The organism is Pseudonocardia sp. GCM10023141 (genome assembly GCF_042653605.1).
Genome location: NZ_JBHSIR010000059.1, coordinates 1 through 22,931, shown reverse-complemented (window position 1 = coordinate 22,931; position 22,931 = coordinate 1). Strand labels below are relative to the sequence as shown.

Sequence of the window (22,931 nt, the reverse complement as noted above, 5' to 3'; positions counted from 1 at the left end):
GTGATGAATGAAGTCACGGTCACGAGTGAAAAGGTAACATCTGAACGGCCGCGCCGCAGCCGTTCACTGTCGCTGGTCGCCTTCCTGTTCGGCGTCGCCGACGTGGACGAGCTGCCGGGCCTCGCGCTCGTGCAGTTGCTGGGCGAACTGGGGATGAGCACGTCGGCGGCGCGTGGGCTGCTGGCCCGGATGCGCTCCGATGGGCAGCTCGCGACGTCGCGGCGGGGCCGGGAGGTCGACTACCGCATGGCAGGACCGTTCGCCGCGACGTTCCGCCGCCTTCGCGACGGCGGTTCGCGGGGCCTTCCCTCCTGGGAAGGCCACTTCCACGCGCTCGTCTACCAGATGCCCGAGGAGCACCGCGCCTACCGCGACCGGTTGCGGCGGATCGCCCAGCTCGTCGGCTACGGCCAGTTGCAGCCCGGCATCCTGATCGCCGCGCGCGACGTCGCAGGCGAGATGGCGGGCGTGCTGGCCGCCGCCCCGACCGGCGTGCGGGTGCACCGGGCCACGCTGGGGTTCCCGACGGAGACGGCCGCCGAGATCGCCAGGAGCACCTGGGAGCTCGACGCGCTGGCCGACACGTTCCGCGGGCACTGCACCACCCTGTCCGCCGCGTTGGTGGACAGCACGCCACCGCCACCCACCACCGACACGTTGCGCACGCTCGCGCGGATCGTCAACGACGCCGCCGTCGACCTCATCGACGACCCACGGCTGCCGGGCGCGCTGTTGCCAGCGGGCTGGCCGGTCGCGGAGCTGGGCGTCCTCTTCGAGCGGGTCAACGCCCGGTTCGGGCCGCCCGCAGCGCAGCACGTCCACGCCGTGATCGCGGTCAGGAGCGGGTCCGGGAGGTAACGCGCAGCACCTGATCGCCGACTTTCCGTGTCGACGCGCTGCTCGACGACGCGCTGCTGGCGACGCACTGGGCACACCGGACGGAACGGAGGATCGATGGCTGATCCTGCGGGCCATCCGACCGAGCCGGACGGTTACCCGCCGCCGGTCTACCAGCAGCCCCCACCGCAGTACGGCCCGTGGCCGACGACGCACCGTCCACCGCCGATGCCCGAGTCCCAGCGCGGAGCTGCCGTGTGGCCGTGGGTGGTGGGCGCGGTCCTGCTGACGGTGCTCGTCGGCGTGGTGCTGATCGGGGCCACGACGGAGCGCACGCCGCCGTCGCCGGTCGAGCGGCCGGCGAGCACGACGGCGCCGGCACTTCCCCGTCCGTGACCTCTCGGCGGGTGCGCCGGATCAGGCGACGCCCGCGCGCACCGTGGCGTAGCGCTCCTTGAGCGCGACGTCCTTGTTGATCGTGTCGTGAGCCTCGTCCGGAGCGACCCCGTAGGCGATGGCCACCTCGTTCATCCGGCTGATGATCTGCACCAGCCGGGCGAGCCGGGCTTCCGTGCGGTCGACCGGCTGGATCGACCCGGAGGCCAGCGCGAGCGCGCGATCGACCCAGATCGCCTCGGCGTGCAGCCCGGCCTCCTGTAGCACCCGGTGCAGCTGCGCGGAGAGCTGTCGCGGCTCGAGGTCGATCCACTCCGAGAGCACATGCCGGTCGAGGGGGAAGAGGCGGTTGCGCTCGCGGAAGTAGAGCAGCTCGATGGCGAACGTGTGGCCGAACGAGCAGTAGACGCAGCCGTTGTGCAGCGAGACGGCCACGCAGGCCAGGTGGGTGCGCAGCGGCCCGAGCGCGTGCAGTGTGGACAGGTAGCGCGGCATGTTGACGATGAACCACCACAGTCCCCGCGCCGTGCCCATCCGCCGCAGGATGTACGGGATCATCCGGGGCGGGAAGCCCCAGAGCTGCCGGCAACAAGCTTCGAGAATGCCGACCACGAGCCTGTTCGGGCTGCTGCCGACCACGACGCGCTCCTCACGCAAGGTGACGCGAAGACTACTCGATGGCCGAGCGGTACGGCAGGTTTCGCACGGTATCTCTCGCCTCCCCCGACGACGTGATCGGCGGGGTGCCACGATCGCCCCGGCGCGATCACACCTCGGGGAGCTGCGAGGATGCGCGCATGACGGCTGCGAGCGGTCCGCGGGTCGTCCGGCTGCGGTCGGGCGACCTCGTGCAGACGCGGCAGGTGCAACCCCGCGACGCCCCGGCGCTCGCCGCGGCGTACGAGAACCTCGGTGAGCAGTCCCGTTACCGGCGCTTCTTCACCCTCATCCCCGAGCTCTCCGGGACGGTGCTGACCGCAGCCACGGACGTCGACCACCACGACCACGAGGCGTTCGTGGCGACCCCGCTGCTGGGCACCCCGGCGGAGCGGGATCAGATCGTGGCGGAGTGCCGGTTCGTCCGCTACGCCGACCGGCCCGACACCGCCGATCTCGCGGTCACCGTGGTGGACTCCTGGCAGGGTCGCGGCCTCGGGACGGCTCTGCTCGACCGGCTCAGCGAACGGGCGTCGGAGCTCGGCATCGCCTACTTCACCGCCGAGGTGCTGGCCGAGAACAAGGCCATGCTCGCGATGCTGCCCGCACTCGGCACGGTGGAGACCGAGTCGTTCGGGCCCGTCGTCTCCGCGCACATCGCGATCGCCGCGGCCGCCCGCGGTGACATCGTGTGCATCCCCGGCCCGTTGCGACGCCTGGTCCAGGTCTCCGATGCGCTGGCCCATATCGTGCTGTTGCCGGTGACGACCGCACTGCGCGTGCTGTCGGCACCCGACGACGAGGACCGACCCCAGGAAAGGCCACGATGAACGCCTTCGATCCCGACGAGAACGACGACCTCGACGCCAACGAGCTCCTCGAGTCCGAGGACACCCTCGAGGACCGCGGCGTCGTCGATGCGCTCGACGAGGGCTACTCGCCGCCGGAGCGCTCGTGGGTGGGTGACGACTTCGGCAACACCGCCAACGAGGCGGCCGAGGGCGAGAGCATCGAGGGCCGGCTCGCCCGCGAGCTCCCCGAGGTGGCCGAGGACGAGGGCGACGGCCTCGGCGACTCCAGCGACACCGACGGCGAGCTGTTCGACGACGAGGTCGGTACCGAGCGCGCCGGGCGGCTCGTGGCCACCGGTGGTGACTTCGACGACGACGAGGAGCTCTACGCCGAGGACGCCGGCATCGACGGCGCCGGGGCGTCGGCGGAGGAGGCGGCCGTGCACATCATCGCCGAGCGGGACGAGGACGAGGACGACGACCGCTGATCGCGGCGCGGCGGCGGGGCTCTCCCATCGCAGGATGGCCACCATCATGCGGTTGAACGCTGGGATGGCCACCATGCTGCGGTCCCGGCGCGCGGTCAGCCGACCGTCACCACCACCTGGCCGCGGTTGCCGCCCTCCTCGATGAGGGTGTGTGCGGCGGCCACCTGCTCCAGGTGCAGCACCGTCACCAGCGACGGCGGCAGCCGGAACCCGGCGCGGACGTCCTCCCACAGCGCGGCCGTCTGGGCCCGGTTGCCGGTGCGCACCCCGAGCAGCGACTGGCTGTGCAGGTAGAGCGGCGCCAGCCGCACCGGGATCGGCTCGCCACCGATGGCTCCCGACACGACGATGCGACCCATGTCGGCCAGCGCGGGCCAGTAGCGCTCCCAGAGCCCGGCGAACCCGAGGTTGTCGATGACGCAGTCGATGCCCCAGTCGCCGGTCAGCTCGAGCAGGGCGTCGGCGAGGTCGGGCCGGTCCCCGTCGAGCCCGGCGTGCAGCGGCAGCCCGTCGAGCGATCCGGGCTTGGTGGCGAGCTGTTCGAGCCCGATGACGTCGGCGCCCCGGAACGCGGCCAGCGCGGCGGCGGCCGAGCCGAGCGCGCCGCCCGCCCCGATCACCAGCACCGTGGAGCCCGGCCCGACACCGCCCGCGTCGAGCTGCGCCCGTGCGACCGGGCCGTTCGCCGCCAGCGCCGCCGCCTCGGCGACGTCGAGGTCGTCGGGGATCGGATGGACGTTGGCCGCCGGGACCACGCAGAACTCGGCGTAGCTGCCCTGGCGGTGCACGCCGACGAGCCGCAGCTGCGGGCACGCCTCCTCGCGCGCGGTCCGGCAGGCGCGGCACTCGCCGCAGCCCAGCACCGCGGAGACCGCGACGCGACGGCCGAGCAGGTCCGTCGGCACGCCAGGGCCGCGCGCGTCGACGACACCGGCGTGCTCGGTGCCGAACACGTGCGGGAACGTGACGGCCGGGGCGAACGGGGGCTTCCCGGCCCGCGTCGCCACGTCCTTGGTGCGGGCGACGGCCACGGCCTGCACGCGGACGCGCACCTCGCCGGGGCCCGGGACGGGATCGGGCAACTCGGCCGGGACCAGCACGTCGGGCGTGCCGAAACGCTCCACGACGACGGCCCGCACCGCGGTCACCCCTTCCGATGGTGTGCGGGTGAGTATCGGGGTCGCCGGGGTGCGGAGTCACGGGTCACGCGGCCACCGGGACGTCAGGAGGGCCACCTTGCTGACGTCCGGAACGGGCCGCCGCCGGGACCGCGCGGCTCAGCCGTGCACGCCCACCATCAGCTCGGCGAGGTCGTCGGGCTTCAGGAACGAGGGCGGCGGGGGCGGGCCCCATGCGTAGAGGCTGCGTGCCCCCGACACGACGCCCGGCTCCCACAGCTGGTCGTCGGGGATGCAGTCGATGTCGGAGTAGTACTCCGAGAAGTTGCCGGCCGGGTCGCGCAGGTACCAGAAGAAGTTGGAACCGATGTAGTGCCTGCCCAGGCCCCAGGTGTGGCGTTCGGGGTGCTCCTCCAGCATCGCGGTGGCGCCGCGCCCGACCTCGTCGACGTCGTCGACCTCCCACGACGTGTGGTGCAGGAACGTCACGGGCGCCTGCTGCACCAGCACGTTGTGGTGATCGGTGGAGCAGCGCATGAACGCGGCCAGCCCGGGTGCCTCGTCGCTCACCTTGAACCCGAGGCCGTGCTGGAAGAACTTCTGCGTCGCCTCCTGGTCCACCGAGCCGAACACCACGTGCCCCAGCTTGCGCGGCCGGACCGGGTCGGGGCGCAGGATCCCCGGTGCCCGCACCCCGGGTCGCTCCACGTCGCCCGGCGCGTTGTAGGGCGGCGCCGGCGTGGCCTGCTGTTCGATCCGTGGCGCGACGGACACGACGACGTCGAGCTGGGTGGCGGGGTCGACGGCGCGGAGCCGCTCGCCGTCGCGGTCGGCCGCGATGTCGAGGCGGGCCAGCTGCGTGGTGATCCGGTCCAGGTCATCGGGATCGTCGACGCCCACCCCTAGCGACATCAGCCTGCGGTACGGACTGTGCACCACCCGCAGCTGCTGGCCGCCGTCGACGGTACTGAAACCGTCGGCCGTCGGTGTGAGACCGAACTCGGCGTAGTAGCCGGCGGTCTCCGCGACGTTCGGAACGCCGATCGTGATCTCGGTGAGTCGGTGCAGTCCCATCGTGGCGATCCTTCCTATGCGGGGGAGACGAACCGGTGGTGCATCTCGCCGATGCCCTCGATGAACGTGTCGAGCCGCTGGCCCGCGGCGAGGAACCGCTTCGGGTTGCGACCCATGCCGACCCCGGCCGGAGTGCCGGTGAAGATCACGTCACCCGGCTGCAGCTGCAGCGCGGCCGACAGCTCGGCCACCAGCTGCGGCACCGAGAACACGAGGTCGGACGTGCGACCCTTCTGCACCGACTCGCCGTCGATGCTGCACCCGAGCGCGATGTCGTCGGGATCGGCGAACGCGTCGGGCGTGACCAGCCACGGCCCGGTCGGGCTGAAGCCGGGGAACGACTTCGCGAGGCTGAACTGCGGCGCCGGGCCTGCCGACTGGACCGTCCGGTCCGACACGTCCTGCCCGACCGTCAGCCCGGCGATGTGCTCCCAGCCCCGCTCGACGGGGACGTTGCGCGCGGCGGTGCCGATCACGGCCACGAGCTCCACCTCCCAGTCCACGGTCGGTCCGGTCAGCACGATCTCACCTTCCGGACCCGCGAACGACGAGACGAACTTGGTGAACACGACGGGGGCGTCGGGCAGCGCCAGACCGGCCTCGGCCGCGTGGTCGCGGTAGTTGAGCCCGATCGCGAACACCTGCGCTGGGCGCGGGGCGGGCGGGCCGAGCTCGGCGGCGTCGAACGCGACCGCAGAGTCGACCGGCGCCGTCGCCGCCCACTCGACGAACTCGGCCCACCGCGCGTACACCGCCTGCGGGTCGGCGTCGAACCGCCCGCCGCTCGCCCGCTCGACGTCGACGGCACCCCCCTCGGTGAACAGGGTCAGCCTGCCGGCCAGGTTTCCGGAACGCATCGTGGTTCTCCTCAGTGGGGATCGGTGGCCAGTATCTGGCCGAAGGCGGTGGTCAGGGCGGACAGCGGATCATCGACGCCCGCGGCGGAACGGAACCCGACGTAGCGGTCGGGCCGCACCAGTACCGCCCCGGTCGAGGTGATCCCGCGGTGCTTGAGCCAGGCGCAGCGCACGTCGACGTAGTCGCTGTCGAGCACGCCCACGCGGGCGGCGCGCAGCGCGATGCCCCGCTCGGCGGCGAGCTTCTCGGCGGCGTCGACCCAGTCCTGGCCGTCCTCGCCGGCGATCAGGACGAAGTGGCCGCCGTGCACGAGCGTGTTCAACGGGATCCGGGTGCCCTCGCGCTCCACCCAGGCGTGCGGCATCGGGTGGCCGGGCCGGGTGCTGGGCTCGTAGAGGCGCACCGCGTCGAGCGGGACGTAGGGCTGCGACCCGTCGTCGACGATCGCCGCGGAGTCGTAGGTGTAGCCGAACTCGACGTTGTGGTGGCGGAACTCGATGGTCTGCGCGCCCAGTGCCCGGTTGAGAGCGTGCCGCTTCTCCGCGGAGCCGGGCAGGTCCTCCCACAGCGGGCGGACCGCGGCCCAGTTCTCCGCCGCGGTGCGCTCCGGCGAGAGCTCCAGCGCCTCGTCGATCGCGAAGTGGTTCATCGCTGCCGCGACGGCGGCGTCGACGTTGGCCTTGTCGACGGGCCGCCGCTCGGCGTCGTAGGTGTCGAGCAGCGCGTCACCGGCGCGCCCGGCCAGCACCGCTGCGAGCTTCCAGCACAGGTTGTAGGCGTCGTGGACGGCGCCGTTGAGCCCGAGCCCTCCCGTCGGCGGGTGCCGGTGCGCGGCGTCGCCGAGCAGGAACACGCGCCCGGACCGGAAGCGATCGGCGAGCACCCCCTCCATCATCCAGGGGCTGATCTGGTGGATCGTCGGCGCGAAGTCGGGGATCCCCAGCGTCGCGCGCATCCGCTCGAGGATCTTGTCCGGATCCGCGGCGTCGGTGTCGTCGGGCGCGAACTGCAGGTGGAAGACCCACTCCTCGGACTGCGGGCCCCAGTTCTCGGGTCCCATCGCGACGAGCACGCCCGACGCCCAGGAGCCGCCGAAGTCGGGGTTGACGAGCCAGCGGATCAGCACGTCCGGATCGTCGAGGTACGGCGACAGGTCGGCCGTGAGGTGCGTGGAGACCATCCGCATGATGTTGCGGACGCCGCTGAGCTCGATGCCGACCAGCTCGCCGACGGCGCGGCCGCCGTCGGCGCCCAGGAGGTAGTCGGCGCGCACCCGGTACTGCTCGGCGGCATCGCGGTCGAGGATCGTCGCGGTGACGCCGTCGGCGTCCTGCTCCAGCGCGAGGAGCTCGTGGTGGAAGCGGACCCCGGACGGCGCGAGCTCCTCGGCACGGGCCTTGAGCAGCGGCTCGAGCCGGATCTGGGGCAGGTTCGCGGTGCGGCACGGGCTCGCGGCGACGAAGTCGGGATCGGTGTAGCCGCCGCCCCAGACCTCGAGCCCGCCCAGCTTGCGGCCGTAGCCGTCGTGATCGCCCGCGACGCCGGCGTACCAGGCGGTGGAGCGCATGTTCTCCGGCGGCGTGCTGCGGGCGAGCACCGCCTCGGCCACCCCGACCTCGGTGAAGATCTCCATCGTGCGCTGGTTCAGCACGTGTGCCTTCGGCAGCAGCGACGTGCCCGCGTACCGCGACACCAGCAGCGACTCGACGCCCAGCTGGGAGAGCAGCATCGATGCGGTCAGCCCGGCGCCACCGCCGCCGACGATCAACACGGGTACCCGGATCTCGTCCATCTGTCCTCCTTGACAGTGCGCCGAAACCATCATGATGAATATGGTGGAAGTATTGGACCCGCTCTGGACCGGTGTCAAGGGATGCGCCATAATCATCATGACTAATTGGGAGGCCCGATGACCAGCGGACTCATCAACGAGGCGGCACTCCCGCGCTCGGAGCGGGCGGCGCAGCGGATCGCGGCCCTGGCTCGCGCCTCGGAGTCCGGGGCGCGGCTGGGCACCAAGAACGAGCTGCGTGAGCTGTGCGGCGTCTCGGTCGGCACGTTCAACGAGGCGTTGCGGCTGCTGCAGTCGCGGGGGATCGTCGCAGTACGGCCCGGTCCGGGCGGGGGCCTGTTCGTAGCGGAGCAGCCGCCGATGGTGCGACTGGGCAACTCGGTGCTCGCGCTCGACGCCGAGGCCGGCACCGTCGCCGACGCCGTGCGGATCCGCGACGCGCTCGACCCGCTCCTGATCCGCGACGCGGTCGCGCACTCCTCACCCGCCGCGCTCGCGGGCTACCGGGAGCAGGTCGCCCTGATGGCGACGGCGGTCGAGGAGCTCGACGGGGTGGCGTTCCTGCGGGCCAACTGGCGGCTGCACGCGCTGATCGCCGAGGTCAACCCGAGTGCGCTGCTGCGCTCGATCTACCTCTCCCTGCTGGAGGTGGTGGAGGCGCACCTGATCGCGGTGCTCCCGCACGGCGCCGCGCCGATGGCGGAGGTCATGGCGGCGCGGTGTCGGGTGCACGCCGATCTGGTGGAGGCGATCGCTGCCGGCGACCGGGCGGAGGTGGACCGCCTGATCGAGGTGCACCGGGTGAAGAGCGGCCTCGTCGCGTCACCCTGAACACATATGTTGACGCGTCAGCATCTTCGGGCTTATTTTGTTGTCATGTCAGCAAAGATTGCGATCATCATCGGCAGCACCCGTCCCGGCCGCAACGGCGAGGCCGTGGCCCGCTGGGTGTTCGACATCGCCAAGCAGCGCAGCGACGCCGAGTACGAGCTCGTCGACATCGCCGAGTTCCACCTCCCGCACCTCGACGAGGCCATGCCGCCCTCGCTGGGCCAGTACGCGCACCCGCACACCAAGGCGTGGGCCGAGAAGATCGGTTCCTTCGACGGCTACGTCTTCGTCACGCCCGAGTACAACCACTCCACGTCCGGCGCGCTGAAGAACGCGATCGACTTCCTCTACGCCGAATGGAACAACAAGGCCGCGGGCTTCGTCAGCTACGGCAGCGCCGGTGGCACCCGCGCCGTCGAGCACCTGCGCCTGGTCATGGGCGAGCTGCAGGTCGCCGACGTGCGTGCGCAGGTGGCGCTGTCGCTGTTCACCGACTTCGTCAACTTCAGCGAGTTCAACCCGGGCGCTCACCAGACCGAGGCCGTCGGCACCATGCTCGACCAGGTGGTGTCCTGGAGCAACGCGCTCGCGACCGTCCGCGCGGCCTGACCGTCGTACCCTTCCGATCATGAGCGAACCGCGGTGGCTCGACGAGCGCGAGGCGCAGATCTGGCTGACCTACCGCACGCTGGCCGCCGAGCTCAACACGACGCTGGAGCAGCGGCTGGGCGGGCTGTCCGGACCCGAGTACGCCGTGCTGGTGACGCTCTCGGAGAGCGCCGAGGGCGTGGTGCGGGCCCGCGAGCTGGGAGCGGCGGTCGGCTGGGACCGTAGCCGGCTGTCGCACCAGGTCAGCCGCATGGAGAAGCGCGGGCTGGTGGTCCGCGAGGAGTGCGAGCGCGACGCCCGCGGATCGATGGTGCGCATCACCCCGGCCGGTCGCACCGCGATCGAGGCTGGGGCGCCCCAGCACGTCGAGGCGGTGCGGCGCTACTTCTTCGACGCCTTCGCCTCCGATGTGGAACGTGACATGTTCGCCGGGGTGATGGAGCGGATCGTGGCGGGGTTGCCGGGGGATCCTTCTTCATAGCTGTGATCGCTGGCTGGGCGCTGTTGCTCGATGCCTGGTGGTGCGGCCTCATGGAACCCTGTGGCTGTCTTGAGGCGTGCTCGGGGCGCCTCATGGAACCTTGTGGCTGCCCGGACCGTGCGCAAGCGGCCTTGTGGATCCTTGTCGCTGACCAGAGCCGCCCGCGACCAGCCACCTGGGACCTTGTGGCTACCCGAACCCGAGCCGTCCAGGGCTCCCCCGCGAGCAGCCACCCGGAACCAGGTGACTGCCCGCCCTACCTCACCCACCCGGATAGCGAGTCCACCAGCGCGGATCGGCACCCGTCGAGTACTCGGTGCCGGCAGGCCGGTCGGTGAGCTGCGTGACCAGGTCGCGGGCGAGCGTGTCGAGCACCCAGCCCAGCTCGAGATCGGCGATCAGCTCCACGGGCAGCGCATCGGCCCCGTGCGCAGCACCGAGCAGCGCGCCCGCCATCGGGCCGACGGCATCGGGCGCGGGCAGGTCGCGCACCGCCCGCAGCGCGTCGGCGATGGCAGCCGTGCCGGGGCAGCGCTCCGCGACGGCGACCCCGCCCCGCAGCGCGGCCAGCGCGGTCCGGTCGGGGGCCAGCGCCGCCAGCGGCGTGGTCGGATGGACCGCCTCCGGGATGCCGGCGCTGCGCGCGGCGTTCGCGATGGACGTGCCGCCCAGCACGTCGCGCACCAGGAGCACACCCCGGACGGCGGCGTCGACGGTGCCGGGGTCACCGTGGGTGGCCGTGACGTTCTCCCGGATCCAGCCCGCTCCCGCCGGGACGGCCGCCAGCGGCAGGGACCGGGTGAGCGCCTGGTGGTCGCTGGCGGTGATCGGCGCGGGCCCCGGCGTCTCGTCGGTGGCCGCCAGCAGTGCGGCGACGGTGGTCGGGGCGTCGCCGCGCCGCTCGTGCAGCGCGGGCACCCGGTGCAGCCAGCCGGTGAGATCGATCGGCGCGGGCACGGGGAGACCCTGGATGCGTCCCCAGCGCCGGTAGGCCGACCAGACGACGGTCGGCGACGGTCCGATGCCGCGGTTGTCGGCCCGCACCATCGCCCGGATCAGGCCCTCGAGGGTGAAGGACACCAGCTGCGAGGTGGCGGTGCCGAACAGCCGTCCGACGTCGGGCTGGACGGGGCGGGTCAGCGCGTCGCCGAGCGCGAGCCCCAGCACCATGCCGCGGACCCGGGAGCGCCGGTCGAACCGGGCGACGTCGGCGGGCTTGGGCTTGCGCACCGGGATCTGACGGGTGACGGCGGCCGGTTCCGCGAGCCGGTCGGCCAGCCCCATGATCGTGTTGCGGCCCTCCACGGTCGCGGCCCAGTCGGGCGGCACCGCGGCCTCGCCGTGCAGCGCGCCCAGCAGGTTGCCGGTGAGCGAGCCGGTCGAGTCGCTGTCACCGTCGTGGTTGACGGCCAGCAGCAGCGCCGCACGCACGGCGTCGGGACCCGGGTGGGCCAGCGCGCAGTAGACGCTCATCGCGAGCGCCTCCTCCGCCACCCAGCCCTCGCCCAGTGCCCGCAACCGCTCCGGGGACGGCGGCCCGGCCGCGGCCGCGTCGACCGCCCGGCGCAGCGCCGAGATCGTCTCCTCGTGGCCGGGGAAGGCGGTGAGCTGGTCGAGGGTGGTGTCCACCGACTGGGCGAGCGTGCGGCCGTCCAGCAACCGCCGCACGATCACGGCGAACGCGGCGGCCGCGATCCCGGCCGTCGGGTGCCCGTGGGTCAGATACGATCCCGTGACGGCGGCGTCCGCGACGTCGTCGATGCTGGTCAGGCCGGCGAAGAGGCCGAAGGGGGCCGCCCGCATCACGGTGCCGCAGCCCTTCGACCCCGGGTTGACGGGGTGCGATGGCGTCCCGCGCTGTGCCGCCTGCAGCCCGGAGAGGCAGGCGTTGCCCGGCGCGCGCTGCGCGTAGAGCCACGGCCGGGCCGCGAGGCCCTTCGCGCCTTCGGGCGGGAGCGGGATGCGCTGGGTCGTGAGCCAGCGGCGGTACGCGGCGTGGAGCCGTTCGGCGAGGTCACCCGGATCCGGCGCGAGCAGTCCCTCTGCGGTGAAGAGCACCATCTGCGTGTCGTCGGTGACCAGGCCAGCAGGCCCGTAGGACGACGCGACCAGTTCGGTGACCCCCGCAGGACCGTACTGCTGCCTGATCTGTGCCAGCGACAGGAACTCGACCGGTGCGCCCAACGCGTCACCGACGGCCCCTGCCAGCAGGCTGCCTCGCACGCGTGAGCGGCGGTCGGGCCGTCGCGAGATCGTGTGCGCCATGGGGTGAACGTAGAAGTACGGCTGACCGCGCGGTGATCCGCCCGGCAGAATCTGCGCCCATGACCCCCTATCCAGCGGTGAAACCCCCGCTCATCGCCTGGGACGTGACGCTGTCGGTGATCGCGCTCGCCCTCACCGGGCTGCTCGTGGCGGGCGGCGTGGTGATCGGGTTCTTCTCGGTGGCCTTCCTCGACCACTGCCCGCCGGAGCGCTGCAGCGCGGAGGGCGCCTGGACGGCGGTGGGCATCGCACTGCTCGTCGCCGTCGTGATCGGGCTCGCCGGGATGGTCGTGGCGATCGTGCGGATCACGCGGCGGCGGATCTCGTGGCCGTTCGCGGTCGGCGCGCTGCTGCTGTGCGTGGCGACGCTCGTGGCCGGGATCGCGGGCTACGCCGCGGCCGTCGGGGGCTGACCGTCGGGGAGCCCCGCTACCGTTCTCGGCACAGGCGGGGGAGGCGGGCATGAGCGCAGCGGCGCGGGCCACCATCGCGGCCGTCCGGCAGCTCGTCGACAGCGCCGCGGCGCTGCTGGCCGCCCCGGGCGTGCTGCGCGAGAGCGCCCGCCGCCAGCTCGAGATCCTCAACGGCTCCCAGGTGCAGGCCCGGCTGGAGCAGACCCCGGTCGGGGCGCTGCGGGAGGTCGCAGGCCGTGGCGTCCGGTTCGGAGCGCTGGAGCAGGCGGGCTACGGCACGGTCGCGGCCGTGCTCGCCGCGCCGGACCACCGGCTCGACCAGGTGCCCGGTGTCGGGCCGGCCACCGTGGCGGAGGTGCGTCGCGCAGCGCGGGCCGTCGCGCAGCAGGTGCACCGCGACGTCCGCTTCCGCTTCGACGCCGACCGCCAGGATCTCGCGCAGGGCCACCTGCTCGCCACGCTGGCCGCCGTGCGCGCCGCCGACGCGGCCGTGGCGACGTTGCGGCAACCGTTGCAGCGCTTCACGATCGAGGCCACCCCGCTCGTCGCCGACGCCGAGCGCGCCGGCAGCAGGCTCGCCATGCTGTTCTCCCGGCGGGCCACGAAGGAGTCCGCGCTCGAAGCGCTCGCCCGGCTGGAGAAGCTGCTCGCCGACCCCGCCATCGGCGGGCTGCAACATGCCGTCGACGCGCGGCTGCACGTGGCCGATCCCGCCGCTCACGCGCCCGAGCGGCTGTGGCGCGACTACCTGACCGACGCCGCCACCACGAACGCCGTGCTGTCGACGGTCGGCGGCACCGGAGCTGGTGGTGGCGCCGCGCCGGACGAGGAGGCCGCGCGCGGGTTCGTCCCCGATGAGCTGCGCCAGCGCATCACCGCGGTGCCGCTCGACACCGGGCTGCTCACCGCCACCCTGCGCGGCTACCAGGTCTTCGGTGCGCAGTACGCGATCCACCAGCGCCACGCGATGCTCGGCGACGAGATGGGGCTGGGCAAGACCATCCAGGCGCTCGCGGTGTTCGCGCATCTCGCCGCGAGCGGGCAGCGCCGGTTCCTCGTGGTGTGCCCGGCGAGCGTGCAGATCAACTGGCTCAACGAGACCGCCAAGCACAGCCTCCTGCACACCCACGGCCTGCACGGGCCCGATCGCGACGCCGCCGGGCGGCGCTGGCTGCACGAGGGCGGCGTGGCCGTCACCACGTTCGGCACGCTGGCCCGGCTGCCCGCCGAGGTCCGCGACGCCGATGTGGCGATGCTCGTCGTCGACGAGGCGCACCACGTCAAGAACCCCGACGCCGCGCGGTCGAGGGCGGTGCGGCGGGCCGTCGACCACGCCCAGCGCGCGCTGTTCCTCACCGGCACGCCGATGGAGAACCGCGTCGAGGAGTTCCGCTCGCTCGTGGGCTACCTGCAGCCCGCCGTCGCACGGTCGGTGAGCGCCGCCGACGCCGTCGCGGGCGCCACCGTGTTCCGCCGCGCCGTGGCACCGGTCTACCTGCGCCGCAACCAGGACGACGTGCTCACCGAGCTCCCCGAGCGGATCGAGACGGAGGCCTGGGTGCAGCTGGGCGCCGCCGAGGAGGCCGCCTACGCGGCGGCGGTCGCGAAGCGCAACCTCATGGGCATGCGCCAGGCCACGTTCGGCGCCGCCAAGCTCGAACGGCTCACCGAGATCGTCGAGGAGGCCGCGCAGGACGGCATGAAGGTCGTGGTCTTCTCCTACTTCCTCGGTGCGATCCGGGAGATCGGGGAGGCGCTCGGGGCCGCGGTCGTCGGCACCATCACCGGTGCCGTGGCCCCCGCGCTGCGCCAGGGGCTCGTCGACGGGTTCACGGGTCGGGCCGGTCACGCCGTGCTGCTCTCGCAGATCGAGGCCGGTGGCGTCGGCATCAACATGCAGGCCGCGTCGGTGGTGATCCTCGTCGAGCCGCAGTGGAAGCCCAGCACCGAGGAGCAGGCGATCGCCCGCGCGCACCGGATGGGCCAGGTCCGCACCGTGGGAGTGCACCGGCTGCTGGCCAAGGACGGCATCGACGAGCGGATCCGCGAGATCCAGCAGGGCAAGCGCCTGCTCTTCGACGAGTTCGCGCGCAAGAGCGACGCGAAGGACGCCGACAGCCGGGCCGTCGACACCGCCGAGCACCGGCCCGCGGCGCTCGACGACGAGTCACTGCCGCTGCAGCAGCGGGCCCTGCTGGCGGAGTGGCACCGACTGGGACTCCCCGTGGACGGGGAGGCTCAGCCGAACAGCGTGCTGTAGGCGTTGAGCGCGGGCTGCCCGCCGAGGTGGGCGTAGAGCACCGTGGAACCGGGGTCGAGCTCCTGGCGGCCCACCAGGTCGATCAGCCCGGCCATCGACTTCCCCTCGTAGACGGGGTCGGTGATCATGCCCTCGGTTTGGGCCGCGAGCCGCATCGCGTCGAGCGTGGTGTCGTCGGGGATGCCGTAGACGCCGGCGTGGTAGCGCTCGTCCAGCTCGGCAGGGGCCGGCTCCGCGGCATTGATCAGTGCGGCGGTGCCCTTGGCGATCCGGTCGACGGCGGCGCGGGTCTCGGCGGGCTTCGCGGAGGCGTCGATGCCGAGGATGCGCCGCGGCCCGTCGTCGGGCATCGAGGCGAAACCCGCCATCATCCCGGCCTGCGTGCTGCCCGTGACCGAGCAGACGATGATCGTGTCGAACCGGATGCCCAGCGGGCCCTCCTGCGCGGCGAGCTCGACGGCCCAGTTGGCGAACCCGAGCCCGCCCAGCGGATGGTCCGAGGCCCCGGCCGGGATGGCGTAGGGCCGCCCGCCTGCCGACTCGATCTCGGCGATGGCCGCCTCCCAGCTCTGCTTGACGCCGATGCCGAACTCCGAGCGCACGAGCCGGACGTCGGCGCCGATCATGCGTGCCAGCTGGATGTTGCCGACCTTGTCGTAGCCGGGATCGGTCCAGTCGACCCAGCTCTCCTGGATCAGCACGCACTTCAGGCCGGCGACCGCCGCGGCCGCGGCGACCTGGCGCGTGTGGTTGGACTGGACCCCACCGATCGAGACGAGCGTGTCGCAGCCGGTGGCCAGCGCGTCGGCCACCAGGTATTCGAGCTTCCTGGTCTTGTTGCCGCCGAAGGCGAGCCCGGAGTTGCAGTCCTCGCGCTTGGCCCACACCTGCGCGCCGCCGAGGTGGGCGGTCAGGCGCGGCAGGTGCTGCAGCGGCGACGGTCCGAACAGCAGGGGATGGCGAGCGAAGTCCTGCAGTGCCATGGCGGGCTCCTCGGGTGTGTTGTTGCTCAGGCTTGCTGTTCCTCGGCCTCGATCAGCTCGTCGAGGGTCGACCAGATCTCGTGGTTCACCGCGGCGGCGGCATCGACGTCGCCCGCGGCGCAGGCGGCGATCAGCTGCTCGTGCAGGCGGATGGAACGGCGGCCCGACAGGCTGGCGAACCGGCGCCGCTCCAGCCGGCGGATCAGCGGCGTGTAGCGCTCGATCGTGGCCAGGACCGCGCGATTGCCGCAGGCCAGCACGAGCACGTCGTGCAGCTCGTCGTCGGCGAGCAGTGCGGCGTCGACGTCGGCGGTGCGCACGGCGTCGGCGAAGCGGGCGTTGGCCGCGCGCATGGCCGCGAGCTCCGGCTCCCCGATGTGCGGCACGGCCGCGCGCACGGCGAGATCGTGCATGGCTTCCACCACCACGCCCGCGTCGCGGACCTCCCGCAGCGCCAGCGCCGTGACGCGCGTGAAGCTCTGCGGCTTGCTCTCGACGAGGCCCTCCGCGGACAGGCGCGCCAGCGCGTCGCGGATCGGGGCGCGCGACAGGCCGAGCCGTTCGGCCAGGTCGGCGTCGCGGATCACGGCACCTGCGGCCAGCGAGCCGTCGACGATCGCGTCCCGGATCAGCCGGTACGCCTCGTCGCGCAGCAGGGTGCGGCGCACCCGAGGGAGACTCACATCTAACATGTTAATGGACGGATGGGGTGTTTGTCGCCCGCCCGCGTCGATCGGGTCTCGGGCGGCAGCGGCTGTCGGGTGCTCCCGATAGGGTCGTGATCGGAAGGTCTTCATCCTCGACCGCGAACGGGAGCGAACGTGGGCGTCAGTCTTGCCAAGGGCGGCAACGTCAGTCTCACCAAGGAAGCGCCAGGCCTCACGAATGTCCTCGTGGCACTGGGCTGGGACGTGCGCACCACCACCGGTGCCGACTACGACCTCGACGCCTCGGCGATCCTGCTCAACGCGAGCGGCAAGGTCATCTCCGACCTGCACTTCGTGTTCTTCAACAACCTGGTCAGCCCCGACGGCACCGTCGAGCACACCGGCGACAACCTCACCGGTGAGGGCGAGGGCGACGACGAGATCATCAAGGTCAACCTCTCGGCCATGTCACCGGATGTCGCCAAGGTCGTCTTCCCGGTCAGCATCTACGACGCGGAGTCGCGCCGGCAGAGCTTCGGGCAGGTCAACAACGCCTACATCCGGGTCGTCAACAGCGATGGTGGCGCCGAGCTCACCCGCTTCGACCTCTCGGAGGACGCGTCCACCGAAACGGCCATGGTGTTCGGCGAGCTCTACCGCCACGGCGGCGACTGGAAGTTCCGTGCGGTCGGACAGGGCTACGCGTCCGGCCTCGCGGGCATCGCCCGCGACTACGGCGTCAACGTCGGCTGAACCGCTGTTCCGGCCTCGCGCGGGGTGTGCGAGGCCGGAACACGGTCACCAGATCCGCACGCGCTCCTGCGGCGCGGTGAACAGCGCGTCGTCCTCGTGCACCTGGAACGCCGCGTAGAACTCGTCGAGGTTCGTCACCACGGCGTTGCAGCGCAGGTCCGGCGGGGAGTGCGGATCCACCGCGAGCCTGCGCACGGCCTCGGCCTCCCGCGTCACCGCACGCCAGCACTGCGCCCAACCGAAGAACACCCGCTGCATGCCCGTCAGGCCGTCGAGCACCGGGGCCGGGGCGCCGTCGAGCGCGATCTCGTAGGCCTTGAGGCCGATCGTGACGCCGCCGAGGTCGCCGATGTTCTCCCCGACCGTCAACGCGCCATTGACCTTGTGGTCGGGCAGGCCGAGCGGGGACAGCGCGTCGAACTGCTCGATCAGGGCCTGGGAGCGCCGGTCGAACTCGGCGCGGTCGGCGGGCTCCCACCAGTCGGTCATGTTGCCCTCGCCGTCGTAGCGAGAGCCCTGGTCGTCGAAGCCGTGCCCGATCTCGTGGCCGATCACCGCGCCGATCCCGCCGTAGTTGGCGGCGTCGTCGGCGTCGGCGTCGAAGAACGGCGGCTGCAGGATCGCGGCCGGGAAGACGATCTCGTTGAGTCGCGGGTGGTAGTAGGCGTTCACGGTCTGCGGCGTCATGAACCACTCCGCCTTGTCGACCGGCTTCCCGATCTTCGCGAACTCGACGTCGGTGCTCCACTCGCCGGCACGCGAGACGTTGCCCAGCAGGTCGTCGGCGCGGATCTCCAGCGCGGAGTAGTCCTTCCAGACCTCCGGGTAGCCGATCTTCGGCGTGAACAGCGCGAGCTTCGCCAGCGCGCGCTCGCGCGTGGCCGGACCCATCCAGTCCAGCGCGCTGATGCTCTGCCGGTAGGCCTCCACCAGGTTGGCCACGAGCGTGACCATGCGGTCCTTGGCCGCCGCCGGGAAGTGCCGCGCCACGTAGAGCTGCCCGACTGCCTCACCCAGCGCACCCTCGACGAGCCCGACCCCGCGCTTCCACCGCTCGCGCAGCTGCGGCGTGCCCGACAGGGTGCGGCCGTAGAAGGCGAAGTCCTGCTCGACGATGGCCTCGGTCAGGTAGTCGGCGCACGCCGACGCGGTGCGGATCGTGAGCCAGGCCTGCCACTGCTCGAGCGGGCGCTGCGCCCACAGCTCGGCGGCCGCGGCCACGAAGCTCGGCTGCCGCACCACGACCTCGTCGAACGTCGCATCGGGGGCGCCGAGCCCGGCGAGCCATGGCTCCCAGTCGAAGGCCGGGGCGTGCTCGCGCAGCTGCGCGAACGTCATCAGGGTGTAGGTCTTCTCGGCGTCGCGGTTGGTGACGCGGTCCCACGACACGGCGGCCAGCGCCGTCTCCAGCTCCATCACGGTGGCCGCCAGCCCGGCGGGATCGGGCAGCCCGACCAGCCCGGCCAGCGTCGTCAGGTGCTCGACGTACGCGGTGCGGATCTCGGCGTAGCCGTCCTCGCGGTAGTACGACTCGTCGGGCAGGCCCAGGCCCGACTGCGACAGGTGCGGCAGGTAGCGCGACGAGTCCTTGGCGTCGGTGCTGACGAAGGCGCCGAACAGGGCGGTGCGGCCCTGGCGCTGGCTGCGGCCCAGCACCCGCGCGAGCGCCGCGCGGTCGGTGGCGCCGTCGATCGCGGCGAGCAGGGGCTGTAGCGGTGCGACGCCGAGCGCCTCGATGCGCTCGACGTCCATGAACGACGCGTAGAGATCGCCGATCTTGCGGGCGTCGGTGCCGGGCTCGGCCCGCGCGGCGGCCGTCTCGTCGATGATCGTGCGGACGTCGGCTTCGGCGCGGTCGCGCAGCACCCGGAACGCGCCGTCCTGCGAGCGGTCCTCCGGGATCACGTAGGACTGCAGCCACTTGCCGTTGACATGGCCGAACAGGTCGTCCTGGGGGCGGATGGCTGCATCGACCCACTGCAGGTCCAGCCCGGTGGCCGTGGGCCGTGTCGAGGTGGTCATGCACCAATCCTGCCTGGCCGGCGCCCGTGCGGTCGAGCAGGCCGTTCCTCATTCGGGCGGCAGGAGCCTCCGGAGCCGGGCCGGCGCCCGGTGCTGGGTGACGCGGACCGCGCCCGGCGTGGTGCTCAGGTGCTGCGCGGTCTCCTCGGCGGACAGGCCCAGGACGATCCGCATCACCACGACGTCGCGCTGGGCCGCCGGCAGGTCGCGCAGCGCCGCGATCGTCGCCTCCAGCTGTCCGTCCAGGTCGGCGCGGGCGTTGCGGGCCAGCCGGTCCCGGACGCCCGGCGGGTGAACAGGTAGATCGTGGGCGTGAAAGGCCGCCCGGCGACGGGCGCGGCGGTGATCACGCTCATGCAGATCTCGGCGCCCCGCGCAGTCGAACGAACGGCACGTTCGTACACCGCGAGTGGACGAAGGTGCCGTTCGCTCGGTGGTGGTGTGGTGCTTGCGGCGAGGTCGGGTGCTCAGTAGTACTCGGACGCGATGTTGTCGGCGCCGGTGTACTCGATGCGGACATCGGGTGGAACGTGGTCGCGGAGCCGGCGGGCGGCGCCGCGGCCCTCTTCGATGTAGTGGAGTTCGTCCTGCTGGCTGGCCCACGCCACGCTGGCAGGGTCATCCCAGTCGATCCGGCGCTGGTAGATCTGATCCCACTCCAGGAGCGACTTCATGACGTGGTCGGGGAGTTGGAACATGGTTTGGAAGTCCTCGGGCTCGGTGAGTTCGTAGAGCCCGTTGCCCTCGTCGACGTAGAACGGGTAGAGCCCGAAGTCCGACATGAGACGGATGGGCATGGTCACAGCGCATCACCCCCATCACAGTGGCCTGAGCTTCGACTCTTGTGCGCCGTCCACCGCCGGCGTCCACGGCATACGGCCGTGCTGATCTTCGTGTCTCGTGCCACCAGCTATTTGATGAGCGCCCCGCGCAGTCGAACGAACGGCACGTTCGTACCCCTCGAGTGGACGAAAGTGCCGTTCGCTCGGTGCATGCGGCGAGGTTGTCGGCTCCGAGGTAGCGGATCTGGACCTCGGGTGGGATGTGTTGGCGGAGCAAGCGTGCGGCGGCGCGGCCCTCCTTGGCTGGAAGTCCTCGGGCTCGGTCAGCTCGTAGAGCCCATTGCCGTCGTCAACATCGAACGGGTAGAGGCCCCAGTCGGACATCAGGCGGATGGTCATCACGCTCCTGTCCACCTCCGTCTCAGAAGAACTCAACCGGGCTGTTGCCTTCGGCGACGTACATGATCGAGACATCTGCCGGGATGTGTTGGCGCAGCACCTTTGCCGCTCTGCGGCCACATTCGAGGTAGTGCTCCTCGTCCTCCGGCGTGGCCCAGCCGGAGCTCAGCGGGTCGTCCCAGTTAAGGGTGCTCTCGTAGAGCTTGTCCCAGTCGAGGAGCTCCCGCATGACATGCTCGGGGAGCCCGAACATCTGTTGGAAGTCGTCCGGATCGATGAGGTCGAAGAGCCCGTCACCGTTGTCGAAGTAGAACGGGTAGAGGCCCCAATCGCACAACAGACGGATGATTTTGGCCATTAGTTGCCACCTCCTTCTTCGAACGGAACGATCTTCGTTTGCTTCCCCGCCGGGTAGGCGGACACAACGAATCCGTTGGAGCCCACGATGACGACGATCATCGCCCGCCGTCCTCCGCCGATGTCGACGTCGTAGGCGACGCCATCCTTTCCAACCTGGCCCAGCGGCATGCCGTCCATCACTGCTTTGATCGCCAGCCTGGGGACGTCGGTCGGTGAAACCCCGATATTCAGGAAGTCGCGGATCCGCCCCGCTCGCAGGATGTGGCTCAACCCGGCCATGCCGTTCCCCCGCTCGATCCACACGATCCGTCCATCCGGCGCCCGGGCGATGTGCAGCACCTCGGCCGCGTTGATCTTCGTACCCCGCGCCACCAGCTCGTTGATGAGCGACTGGCGGTCGGCGTCGGCCAGCGGCGCCCCGGAACTCCCCGCGGGGGAAATGACGGCGCAGGTGTCCGCAACCACCGGTGTCGGCGGGACGAGCGCCGAGCTGAGGCGGGCCAGGTGATCGACCGCCGCGGGGCCGATCTCGTGGCGGATGAGCGCGACCGTGCGGGCGTGGTCGTCGTGGATCTCCGACAGTCGCAGGTCGAGCATCAGCGCGTCGCCGCCGATCGCGACGAGGTGGGCCATTCCGCGGGTGAGCACGGCGTCGAGGATCGCGGCGACGGGGTGGAACCACTCGTCGCCGTCCAGGATCGAGGCCACGACGGCGCGCATCCGGGTGCGGGTCTGCTCCGTGGCGTCGGCGAGGCGCTCGCAGGCGTCGGCGAGATCGATGCCGGACAGTTGCAACACACCCACCAACCCGCTCACCGGGTCGGGGGAGAGCACCTGGTCGGTGAACGTGCGCATCTGCTCCAGCGCCGGGTCCGGGTTGGCCGCGACCAGCCCGGTGACGGTCGCACGGGCGCGCGTGGTGAGGTCGCGCAGGTCGGCGCACGACGAGCGCCAGGCCGCAGCCGCCGCCCGCAGCAGCGCCGGGTCGGCCGTCGGCCAGTACCAGGACAGCGGGGGGACGAGTGAGCGGTTGCCGTTGTCGCCGATCGATCCCGGTGGCGCCGCAGGCGCCGGCACCGGGGCCGCCGAGGCGGTGATCGGATCGCCGGTGCCGGCTCCGGAGGCGCGCTCCGCGGTGATGATGTTGTTGCCGGTCTGCGCGAGTCCGCCCGCGAGCGCGTCGACGAGGATCGTGGTGCCGCGCCAGCCCGACCAGCTCGCGGCCACCATCGCGTCGTGATCACGGCCGAAGCCGCTACCGACGTCGTCATCGCCTGCCATCGCCGTCGACGGGGCGAGTGCGGCCGCCAGCTGCGCCCAGGCCCGTGCCAGCGCGTCGCCGATCTCGACGAGCGCGACCACGGCCGCTCGGATGTCCTCGGTCTCCGCGTCGATCCCGCCACGACCACCCGCTGCAGCCGGCGCCACGGTCACGGTGCCGGCGGTGCCGGACCAGATCTGCGCGTTGGCGGTGGCCGCGGCCCGGTAGTTGGTCTCGGCCGTGTTGACCAGCGTGATCAGTCGGGTGAGTGTGGTGAGCAGGCCCGCCGACGCCGCGTGCCACCGCTGCTGGTGGTGGGCGAAGGCGGTGGCCGCCGCTCCGCTCCAGACCGGCGCGAGCCGGGCGACGTCGCCGTCGAGACCGGCGAACGTGGTGGTGAGCCGACCGGCGCTGCTGCGCGCCGCGCTCGACCAGCTCCCCAGTGCCTCGGGCCGCACCATCACTCGCACCCCGCGACCGTCTCACGACGGCACCCCGCACCGTGGGCGTTTGGCCGAACTGCCACGGAGCCGCCCTACACTGCCCCCGTGGCCACCTGGGACGACGTGCGCCGTATCGCGTTGGCGCTGCCCGAGACCGACGAGTACTCCTCGCGCGACACCCCGAGCTGGCGGGTGAAGGCGAAGGGGTTCGTGTGGGAGCGGCCGCTGCGCCGCTCCGACATCGAGGCGCTCGGCGCCGCCGCCCCCGACGGTCCGATCCTGGGCGCCCGGGTCGTGGATGAAGGGGTCAAGCACGCCCTGATCGCCGACGATCCCGAGGTCTTCTGTGTGCCACGAAGACGGAGAGCGAGGTCGAAGTGTCATAGGTGACCTTGGTCGATGTCGTGCTGT

Annotated in this window: 25 protein-coding genes; 12 read left to right on the top strand and 13 right to left on the bottom strand. The window is 71.9% G+C overall.

Going from position 1 to position 22,931, the window contains the following annotated elements; genetic code table 11:
• The first annotated feature begins 3 nt into the window (after window positions 1-3).
• The gene (locus ACFPFQ_RS33385) at window positions 4-858 is read left to right on the top strand and encodes a PaaX family transcriptional regulator C-terminal domain-containing protein (protein ID WP_379626242.1); all 855 of its coding nucleotides are present in this window, start codon (window positions 4-6) and stop codon (window positions 856-858) included.
• A gap of 96 nt (window positions 859-954) precedes the next feature.
• The gene (locus ACFPFQ_RS33380) at window positions 955-1,233 is read left to right on the top strand and encodes a hypothetical protein (RefSeq protein WP_379626083.1); all 279 of its coding nucleotides are present in this window, start codon (window positions 955-957) and stop codon (window positions 1,231-1,233) included.
• Window positions 1,234-1,254: 21 nt separating this feature from the next.
• Here ACFPFQ_RS33380 and ACFPFQ_RS33375 read toward each other — a convergent pair whose 3' ends face one another.
• On the bottom strand, window positions 1,255-1,872 hold the full coding sequence (locus ACFPFQ_RS33375) for a hypothetical protein (protein ID WP_379626081.1): 618 nt from the start codon (window positions 1,870-1,872) through the stop codon (window positions 1,255-1,257).
• Window positions 1,873-2,030: 158 nt separating this feature from the next.
• Between ACFPFQ_RS33375 and ACFPFQ_RS33370 the strand changes: the two genes are divergently transcribed.
• Together ACFPFQ_RS33370 and ACFPFQ_RS33365 are read left to right on the top strand one after the other, a co-directional pair.
• On the top strand, window positions 2,031-2,720 hold the full coding sequence (locus ACFPFQ_RS33370; RefSeq protein WP_379626079.1) for a GNAT family N-acetyltransferase: 690 nt from the start codon (window positions 2,031-2,033) through the stop codon (window positions 2,718-2,720).
• Window positions 2,717-3,169 carry a DUF5709 domain-containing protein gene (locus ACFPFQ_RS33365; RefSeq protein ID WP_379626077.1) on the top strand — a complete coding sequence of 151 codons (453 nt, stop codon included), beginning with the start codon at window positions 2,717-2,719 and terminating at the stop codon, window positions 3,167-3,169. Before ACFPFQ_RS33370 ends, ACFPFQ_RS33365 begins: the two co-directional genes overlap by 4 nt.
• A gap of 95 nt (window positions 3,170-3,264) precedes the next feature.
• Here ACFPFQ_RS33365 and ACFPFQ_RS33360 read toward each other — a convergent pair whose 3' ends face one another.
• The 4 genes from ACFPFQ_RS33360 to ACFPFQ_RS33345 all read right to left on the bottom strand — a co-directional run bounded on the left by ACFPFQ_RS33360 (window position 3,265) and on the right by ACFPFQ_RS33345 (window position 8,011).
• The gene (locus ACFPFQ_RS33360) at window positions 3,265-4,317 is read right to left on the bottom strand and encodes an alcohol dehydrogenase catalytic domain-containing protein (RefSeq protein ID WP_379626075.1); all 1,053 of its coding nucleotides are present in this window, start codon (window positions 4,315-4,317) and stop codon (window positions 3,265-3,267) included.
• 129 nt (window positions 4,318-4,446) lie between these two features.
• The gene (locus ACFPFQ_RS33355; protein ID WP_379626074.1) at window positions 4,447-5,361 is read right to left on the bottom strand and encodes a VOC family protein; all 915 of its coding nucleotides are present in this window, start codon (window positions 5,359-5,361) and stop codon (window positions 4,447-4,449) included.
• A gap of 14 nt (window positions 5,362-5,375) precedes the next feature.
• On the bottom strand, window positions 5,376-6,218 hold the full coding sequence (locus tag ACFPFQ_RS33350; protein WP_379626073.1) for a fumarylacetoacetate hydrolase family protein: 843 nt from the start codon (window positions 6,216-6,218) through the stop codon (window positions 5,376-5,378).
• A gap of 11 nt (window positions 6,219-6,229) precedes the next feature.
• Window positions 6,230-8,011: an FAD-dependent monooxygenase gene (locus tag ACFPFQ_RS33345; protein WP_379626071.1), complete on the bottom strand. Its 1,782-nt coding sequence runs from the start codon at window positions 8,009-8,011 to the stop codon at window positions 6,230-6,232.
• A 117-nt stretch (window positions 8,012-8,128) separates the two neighbouring features.
• On the opposite strand from ACFPFQ_RS33345, the gene ACFPFQ_RS33340 reads away from it, so the two are divergent.
• The 3 genes from ACFPFQ_RS33340 to ACFPFQ_RS33330 are packed head-to-tail and all read left to right on the top strand — an operon-like array spanning window position 8,129 to window position 9,932.
• Window positions 8,129-8,842 carry a FadR/GntR family transcriptional regulator gene (locus ACFPFQ_RS33340; RefSeq protein ID WP_379626069.1) on the top strand — a complete coding sequence of 238 codons (714 nt, stop codon included), beginning with the start codon at window positions 8,129-8,131 and terminating at the stop codon, window positions 8,840-8,842.
• Window positions 8,843-8,887: 45 nt separating this feature from the next.
• Window positions 8,888-9,451 (top strand): NADPH-dependent FMN reductase, encoded by a 564-nt coding sequence (locus ACFPFQ_RS33335; RefSeq protein WP_379626067.1) that lies wholly within the window; start codon window positions 8,888-8,890, stop codon window positions 9,449-9,451.
• A 19-nt stretch (window positions 9,452-9,470) separates the two neighbouring features.
• The gene (locus ACFPFQ_RS33330) at window positions 9,471-9,932 is read left to right on the top strand and encodes a MarR family winged helix-turn-helix transcriptional regulator (protein WP_379626065.1); all 462 of its coding nucleotides are present in this window, start codon (window positions 9,471-9,473) and stop codon (window positions 9,930-9,932) included.
• A 261-nt stretch (window positions 9,933-10,193) separates the two neighbouring features.
• On the opposite strand, the gene ACFPFQ_RS33325 is transcribed toward ACFPFQ_RS33330, so the two are convergent.
• Window positions 10,194-12,197, bottom strand: a complete 2,004-nt coding sequence (locus ACFPFQ_RS33325; RefSeq protein ID WP_379626063.1) for an ADP-ribosylglycohydrolase family protein — start codon at window positions 12,195-12,197, stop codon at window positions 10,194-10,196.
• Between the two features lie 59 nt (window positions 12,198-12,256).
• Here ACFPFQ_RS33325 and ACFPFQ_RS33320 point away from each other — a divergent pair, with 59 nt between their 5' ends.
• Window positions 12,257-12,610, top strand: a complete 354-nt coding sequence (locus ACFPFQ_RS33320) for a hypothetical protein (RefSeq protein ID WP_379626061.1) — start codon at window positions 12,257-12,259, stop codon at window positions 12,608-12,610.
• Window positions 12,611-12,659: 49 nt separating this feature from the next.
• A complete protein-coding gene (locus tag ACFPFQ_RS33315) occupies window positions 12,660-14,870 on the top strand; it encodes a DEAD/DEAH box helicase (RefSeq protein ID WP_379626059.1) in 2,211 nt (736 codons plus the stop codon).
• Here the strand turns inward: ACFPFQ_RS33315 and ACFPFQ_RS33310 are convergent.
• Complete coding sequence (locus ACFPFQ_RS33310) at window positions 14,849-15,853, bottom strand: 1-aminocyclopropane-1-carboxylate deaminase (RefSeq protein WP_379626057.1); 1,005 nt, start codon at window positions 15,851-15,853, stop codon at window positions 14,849-14,851. The two genes, ACFPFQ_RS33315 and ACFPFQ_RS33310, sit on opposite strands and share 22 nt — an antisense overlap.
• A gap of 26 nt (window positions 15,854-15,879) precedes the next feature.
• The gene (locus tag ACFPFQ_RS33305) at window positions 15,880-16,536 is read right to left on the bottom strand and encodes a GntR family transcriptional regulator (protein WP_379626055.1); all 657 of its coding nucleotides are present in this window, start codon (window positions 16,534-16,536) and stop codon (window positions 15,880-15,882) included.
• A 138-nt stretch (window positions 16,537-16,674) separates the two neighbouring features.
• Here ACFPFQ_RS33305 and ACFPFQ_RS33300 point away from each other — a divergent pair, with 138 nt between their 5' ends.
• Entirely contained in the window at window positions 16,675-17,253 is a 579-nt protein-coding gene (locus tag ACFPFQ_RS33300; RefSeq protein WP_379626053.1) for a TerD family protein, read from the top strand.
• A 45-nt stretch (window positions 17,254-17,298) separates the two neighbouring features.
• On the opposite strand, the gene ACFPFQ_RS33295 is transcribed toward ACFPFQ_RS33300, so the two are convergent.
• Together ACFPFQ_RS33295 and ACFPFQ_RS33290 are read right to left on the bottom strand one after the other, a co-directional pair.
• Window positions 17,299-19,275 (bottom strand): M13 family metallopeptidase, encoded by a 1,977-nt coding sequence (locus tag ACFPFQ_RS33295; protein WP_379626051.1) that lies wholly within the window; start codon window positions 19,273-19,275, stop codon window positions 17,299-17,301.
• Window positions 19,276-19,323: 48 nt separating this feature from the next.
• On the bottom strand, window positions 19,324-19,449 hold the full coding sequence (locus ACFPFQ_RS33290; RefSeq protein WP_379626049.1) for a hypothetical protein: 126 nt from the start codon (window positions 19,447-19,449) through the stop codon (window positions 19,324-19,326).
• On the opposite strand from ACFPFQ_RS33290, the gene ACFPFQ_RS33285 reads away from it, so the two are divergent.
• Entirely contained in the window at window positions 19,405-19,578 is a 174-nt protein-coding gene (locus ACFPFQ_RS33285; RefSeq protein ID WP_379626251.1) for a hypothetical protein, read from the top strand. The genes ACFPFQ_RS33290 and ACFPFQ_RS33285 overlap by 45 nt on opposite strands.
• 164 nt (window positions 19,579-19,742) lie before the next feature.
• On the opposite strand, the gene ACFPFQ_RS33280 is transcribed toward ACFPFQ_RS33285, so the two are convergent.
• The 3 genes from ACFPFQ_RS33280 to ACFPFQ_RS33270 form a co-directional block, all read right to left on the bottom strand.
• A complete protein-coding gene (locus ACFPFQ_RS33280; protein WP_379626047.1) occupies window positions 19,743-20,072 on the bottom strand; it encodes a hypothetical protein in 330 nt (109 codons plus the stop codon).
• A 406-nt stretch (window positions 20,073-20,478) separates the two neighbouring features.
• Entirely contained in the window at window positions 20,479-20,814 is a 336-nt protein-coding gene (locus ACFPFQ_RS33275) for a hypothetical protein (protein ID WP_379626045.1), read from the bottom strand.
• A complete protein-coding gene (locus ACFPFQ_RS33270) occupies window positions 20,814-22,538 on the bottom strand; it encodes a WXG100 family type VII secretion target (protein WP_379626043.1) in 1,725 nt (574 codons plus the stop codon). Before ACFPFQ_RS33270 ends, ACFPFQ_RS33275 begins: the two co-directional genes overlap by 1 nt.
• Before the next feature lie 87 nt (window positions 22,539-22,625).
• Between ACFPFQ_RS33270 and ACFPFQ_RS33265 the strand changes: the two genes are divergently transcribed.
• Window positions 22,626-22,910: a hypothetical protein gene (locus tag ACFPFQ_RS33265; RefSeq protein WP_379626041.1), complete on the top strand. Its 285-nt coding sequence runs from the start codon at window positions 22,626-22,628 to the stop codon at window positions 22,908-22,910.
• Window positions 22,911-22,931 lie beyond the last annotated feature (21 nt).